Consider the following 4693-nt stretch of genomic DNA (forward strand, 5'->3'; position numbering starts at 1 on the left):
CCGATACCTTTATGCTGGTTCAATTCGCATCGGCCCGACCGGGAAGCGGTTGAATGGGATGGCGCAAATTTTGTCGGTCATTGTCGTGACTGTGGCAAGCCGATCCGTCGCCGCCAGGAAGGTGGCTGGCGCAAGGACTGGCTGGATACCCATCGCACCTGACGCTTCGCTGCAATAGCGAAAGGTTGGGCGGATCAGGCCGCGGCGCTGCTGGTCAGGCTGACGAAGACATCCTCCAGATCGGCCTCGCGGGTGGTCACGTCGACGATTGCGAGGCCCTGCGCCTGGGTTTGCGCCAAAACTTCGCCCGCGTTGGTGCGATCCTTGTCATAGGTGATCTCGATCGTGCGCTCGCCGGTTTTCTCGCATTTCAGGAAGGCGGGATGGGCGGGCAGCTCGCTCACGTCCTGATCGAGGGTCAGCACCACGATCTTCTCGCGCGCCATTTCCACCAGTTCGCGAGTCGGCTTGTTGGCGATCAGCTGACCGTGGTTGATGATCGCGATCCGGTCGCACAGCTGCTCGGCCTCTTCGAGGTAGTGCGTGGTCAGCACCACGGTGACTCCGCCCGCGTTAAGCTCGCTCACCAGTTCCCACAGCTGGCGGCGCAGTTCGACGTCGACCCCCGCGGTCGGCTCATCCAGCACGATCACCGGCGGGGTGTGGACCAGCGCCTTGGCGATCAGCAGGCGGCGCTTCATGCCGCCTGACAGCGTGCGGGCATAGGCGTTGGCCTTGTCCGACAGGTGTACCTCGGCCAGCAGCTCGAGGCTGCGCCGCGCGGCCTTGGGGACGCCATAAAGTCCGGCCTGGTTCTCCAGCACCTCGAACGGGGTGAAAAACGGGTCGAACACGATTTCCTGGGGGACAATGCCGATCGAACGCTTGGCGTTGCGGCTGTCGGCATCGATGTCGAAGCCCCAGATTTCCGCAGAGCCGCTGGTTTTCATCACCAGCCCGGCCAGGATGTTGATCAGGGTGGACTTGCCGGCGCCATTGGGACCCAGCAGGCCGAAGATCTGGCCTTGCGGTACATCGAAGCTGACCCCGCCAAGGGCCAGTTTGCCCTCACCGTTGCCGGCCGGGGCATAGCGCTTGACGAGGTCGCGGATCTTGATTGCAGCGGGAGTGTCCATGCGCCTGCTTTGCGGCAGAGCGCACGCTTCGTAAAGCCCCGGCGTGGCCTGGCAAGGCGTGATGGCGAACGGGCGTCCTTACCCACCTGTTAACCATAAGCTGCGACAAGCCCTTCATGGGTACCGGACTAGACAGTTCAGGATGACCAGGGGGGTATCTTGCCGCGGCATGGCGCCGCGACGTGGAAAGCGCGCGATCTGCGCGCTGCTGGCATTGGCCGGCGCCGCGGGCCTGTCGGCCCCCGCGCAGGCCGGTGAAAAGCCGGTCGCCACCAACTCCGCCCGCGCCACCATCGTCGCCCCGCTCACCCTGGTGAAGCAGCAGGACCTGGTCTTTGGCAAGATCGTCGCACGGACGACGGCGGGCACGGTGACCGTCGACCAGATCACCGGCAAGTGCTCGGTCACCGGCGCGATCCTGGAAGTTGGCAGTTGTCAGTACGCCTCGTTCGCCGGGATGGGCACCAAGAACATGAGCGCCCGCATCTCGCTCACCGCCGTCTCCAACCTGACCGGGCCGGGCCAGACCATGGTGCTGGATAACATCACGCTCGGCACCAACGCCTCGATCAGCTTTGCCGGCAACCCCAACGCCAACGGGCGCGGGGTCGGTCTGACCCAGGGCAACGGCAACCAGCGCTATTCGATCACCACCAACAGCGGGATCTTCGTGCTGAACATTGGCGGGCGGCTCAACGTCAATGCCAACCAGGCGCCGGGCGTCTATACCGGATCGATTACCGTCACGGTGCAGTATCAATAGTCTGGAAACGGCGGCGCGCCGCTGCTAATGGGGCGGCCATGAGCAACCAGCCCGAAACCGTTCTCGTCACCTCCACCCGCGTTTCCTGCGATGGCGCGTCCGATATTCCCGGCGGCGCTGCGCTCGGCCATCCGCGCGTCTGGCTTGAAATCGACGAGCGCGGCTATGCCGACTGCGGCTATTGCGATCGCCGCTTCGTGCTGAAGGGCGGACCGGCGGACCAGGCCCAGGCCGCCTGACGCTGGCACTTCGCGGCAGAGCCCCTATATCAGTGGCATGACCGCAACCGATCCCCGCTCGCTCCTCTACCTCCAACTCGATCCCGCGACCGCCCAGGCGCTTGCGCGCGAAACGCTGGAGAAATGCGATGACGGCGAACTCTACCTGCAATTCATCGCCAGCGAGACTTTCGCGTTCGACGATGGCCGCCTGAAAACCGCCGACTATTCGCGTGATGCGGGCTTTGGCCTGCGCGGGCTGTCGGGCGAGATGACCGGCTTTGCCCATGCCAACGAAATCAGCGAGGCCGCGATCCGCCGCGCGGGCGAAACGCTGCAGCTGCTCGATCCAGCCAAGGGCCAGCCCGCGCCCCCGCCGCGTCAGAACAACCGCCACCTCTATACCGAAGCCTCGCCGCTCGATCTGGCGCCCTTTGCCGAGAAGGTTAAGCTGCTTGAGACGATCGATGCCGCAGCCCGCGCGCGCGACCCACGCGTGGCGCAGGTTTCGGCGAGCCTTGCCGCCAGCTGGTCGGTGGTGGAAATCGTGCGCGCCGATGGCTTTGTCGGCCACGACGTGCGCCCGCTGGTGCGGCTCAACGTCTCCATCGTTGCCGAACAGAACGGGCGGCGCGAAACCGGTAGCTTCGGGATCGGTGGACGGCGGCTTTATGACGATCTGTTCGCGCCCGAAACCTGGAACCGCGCGATCGACCATGCGCTGGCCCAGGCGCTGACCAACCTCGAAAGCGTGGCTGCCCCCGCGGGCGAGATGACCGTGCTGCTCGGCCCCGGCTGGCCCGGCGTGCTGCTGCACGAGGCGGTCGGCCACGGCCTCGAAGGCGATTTCAACCGCAAGGGCACTTCGGCCTTTTCGGGCCGGATCGGCGAGCGCGTCGGCGCCCCCGGCGTGACCGTGATCGACGATGGCTCGCTCGCCTCGCCGCTCGGCGGCGGACGGCGCGGGTCGCTCTCGATCGATGATGAAGGCACGCCGACGGGCGAGACCGTGCTGATCGAGGACGGTATCCTCAAAGGCTATATGCAGGACCGGCTCAACGCCCGGCTGATGGGCGTGGCCGCCACCGGCAACGGACGGCGCGAATCCTATGCCCACGCGCCGATGCCGCGCATGACCAACACTTTCATGAAGGGCGGCAACGACGATCCCGCCGAGCTGCTGAGCCGCGTCAAGAACGGCATCTTCGCCAAGAGCTTTGGCGGTGGGCAGGTCGATATCGTCTCGGGCAAGTTCGTGTTTTCCTGCACCGAAGCCTACCGGATCGAAAACGGCAAACTTGGCGCGCCGATCAAGGGCGCGACCCTGATCGGCGACGGCCCGACCGTGCTCACCCGCGTGACCGGGATCGGCAACGACATGGCGCTCGACGAAGGGGTCGGGATCTGCGGCAAGGGCGGGCAGAGCGTGCCGGCCGGGGTTGGCCAGCCTACCTTGCTGGTCGAAGGGCTGACCGTGGGCGGAACTGCCTGATCTTGGCTCCGATCTTCAGGCACAGTTCAGGTCAACTTGCTAACGGTATGGCTCAGGGGTCAGAGGAATCGGATTATGCGCAAGATCGTTATCGCACTCGCTGCCACCACCACTCTGCTCAGCGGCGCCGCAGTTGAAGCCAAGCCCAAGCTCACGCCCGAGCAGCAACTCGCCAAGATGCTTGAAGGCCGCGAAGCCGGAGAGCCCGTTAGCTGCATCAGCCTGCAGGATACGCGCGACATGACCGTGCTCGACAAGACCGCGATCGTCTATCGCACCGGCTCGGTGATCTGGGTCAACCGCCCGACCAATGCCGAGCACCTCGATTCCGACGATATCATGGTAACGCATCCCACCGGCAGCCAGTTCTGCAAGCTCGACATCGTCAACACTGTCGATCGCAGCGGCCATTTCACCACCGGCTTCATTACGCTGGGTGACTTCGTGCCCTATCGCAAGGTCGACAAGCCCAACTGAGGGGTCAAAGTCCGACCTGAGGGCCAGCCCGGCCACGCAACCCGAGTAACAGCGAGGCACCGCCCGGAGCGATCCGGGCGGTGCTGTTTTTTGGGGTTCTACCGCGCTCTGGCGACGGACTGCCAATTCGTTTGACTCGCCGCACCAGTGTTCTAGGGTAATCACCCTAAAAGAGCGATTCCATCGCCGCACGGGAGAGAGCAATGGCCACCACCGCAACCCTGGACCGCACTGCCGCGCCGCTGGCACCGATCGATGTCAGCCGCGCCGAACTTTATGCCGAGGATCGCTGGCAGGAACCGTTCCGCAAGCTCAGGGCCGAGGCGCCGATCCAGTACGTGCCGGATTCGAAGTTCGGCCCCTATTGGTCGATCAGTACCTACAAGCCGATCGTCCATGTCGAGGCGCTGCCCAGGATCTTCTCCTCAAGCTGGACCTATGGCGGGATTTCGATCGCCTTCGATTCGGACAAGCTGCTCGAAAACGAAGTGCGCCAGCCGATGTTCATCGCGATGGACCCGCCCGATCATACCGCCCAGCGCCGCACCGTGGCGCCTTCGTTCGGCCCCAGCGAAGTGGCCGAAATGAAGGCCGAGGTGCAGCGCCG

Annotated in this window: 5 protein-coding genes and 1 pseudogene; 5 read left to right on the plus strand and 1 reads right to left on the minus strand. The window is 64.8% G+C overall.

Annotated elements, in window-relative coordinates:
* Positions 1 to 194: 194 nt before the first annotated feature.
* Entirely contained in the window at positions 195 to 1136 is a 942-nt protein-coding gene (locus tag ACE3SN_RS16105) for an ABC transporter ATP-binding protein (RefSeq protein WP_374531745.1), read from the minus strand.
* A gap of 169 nt (positions 1137 to 1305) precedes the next feature.
* On the opposite strand from ACE3SN_RS16105, the gene ACE3SN_RS16110 reads away from it, so the two are divergent.
* The 5 genes and pseudogenes from ACE3SN_RS16110 to ACE3SN_RS16130 form a co-directional block, all read left to right on the plus strand.
* Complete coding sequence (locus tag ACE3SN_RS16110) at positions 1306 to 1899, plus strand: DUF4402 domain-containing protein (protein WP_374531747.1); 594 nt, start codon at positions 1306 to 1308, stop codon at positions 1897 to 1899.
* A 38-nt stretch (positions 1900 to 1937) separates the two neighbouring features.
* Complete coding sequence (locus ACE3SN_RS16115) at positions 1938 to 2138, plus strand: zinc-finger domain-containing protein (protein ID WP_374531749.1); 201 nt, start codon at positions 1938 to 1940, stop codon at positions 2136 to 2138.
* 37 nt (positions 2139 to 2175) lie between these two features.
* The gene (gene tldD / locus ACE3SN_RS16120) at positions 2176 to 3609 is read left to right on the plus strand and encodes a metalloprotease TldD (RefSeq protein WP_374531751.1); all 1434 of its coding nucleotides are present in this window, start codon (positions 2176 to 2178) and stop codon (positions 3607 to 3609) included.
* Between the two features lie 75 nt (positions 3610 to 3684).
* Entirely contained in the window at positions 3685 to 4086 is a 402-nt protein-coding gene (locus ACE3SN_RS16125) for a hypothetical protein (RefSeq protein WP_374531753.1), read from the plus strand.
* A gap of 203 nt (positions 4087 to 4289) precedes the next feature.
* A pseudogene (locus tag ACE3SN_RS16130) lies at positions 4290 to 4693 on the plus strand (cytochrome P450); the annotation flags it as partial.

The sequence above is a fragment of the Novosphingobium sp. genome (assembly GCF_041915465.1).
In the GTDB taxonomy this organism is placed as follows: Bacteria; Pseudomonadota; Alphaproteobacteria; order Sphingomonadales; family Sphingomonadaceae; genus Novosphingobium.